General features: G+C 28.2%; 1 protein-coding gene and 1 pseudogene. Both read left to right on the top strand.

Annotated elements, in window-relative coordinates:
* The first annotated feature begins 141 nt into the window (after positions 1–141).
* A complete protein-coding gene (locus SPADD19_RS10920; RefSeq protein WP_000179769.1) occupies positions 142–330 on the top strand; it encodes a hypothetical protein in 189 nt (62 codons plus the stop codon).
* A gap of 62 nt (positions 331–392) precedes the next feature.
* Positions 393–609, top strand: a pseudogene (locus SPADD19_RS10915) (ATP-grasp domain-containing protein); the annotation flags it as partial.

Raw genomic sequence — 609 nt, 5'->3', positions numbered from 1 at the left:
AGTTAAGTCTTTATTACTAAATACTGAATACAAAATATTAAAAAGGTATAAAAGTATCCTAATTTAAATATTTATATTTTAAAAAGAAAATAATTAACACAAGTGTAACACCTGTGATAGAATTGACTTGAGGTGAAGAAAATGGCAACTGATAAAAATAGAATAATGATTAGCTTGGATGATAAAAATCTAGAGAAACTTGAAAATTTAGTAGAAGATGCTAGAGATAGAAGAGGAATGCGACTAACAAAGTCCCAAGTTATAGAATTGCTCCTAAATACTGTTGATTATTTCGATGATATTATGGGAGCTATTTACTCAAAAAAATAACAGCAAAAATGCTATTATTTTTTTACCAACAGGTGCAACACTAGTGATATAGGAGTGATAAAATGGTTGTTTATATTAGACAAAGCAATCTACCAAGTGAAGTTTCAATTAATAAGTACAATGCTCAAGTAGGTGCATACTTACAAGGAGAAGAAGTTATTTTATATCAATCTTTTTCTGAAATAGAACAGTTAACAAGTGAAGATATAGTTGTAGATTATATAATGGAGACTAGAGCATTACTAAAAATGATGGGGTTAAACGTTCCGGTTTATGACT

The organism is Streptococcus parasanguinis, assembly GCF_001578955.1.
Classification (GTDB): Bacteria; Bacillota; Bacilli; order Lactobacillales; family Streptococcaceae; genus Streptococcus; species Streptococcus parasanguinis_U.
The sequence above is the reverse complement of the archived record's forward strand: the minus strand, read 5'-3'. Positions and strand labels throughout refer to the sequence as shown.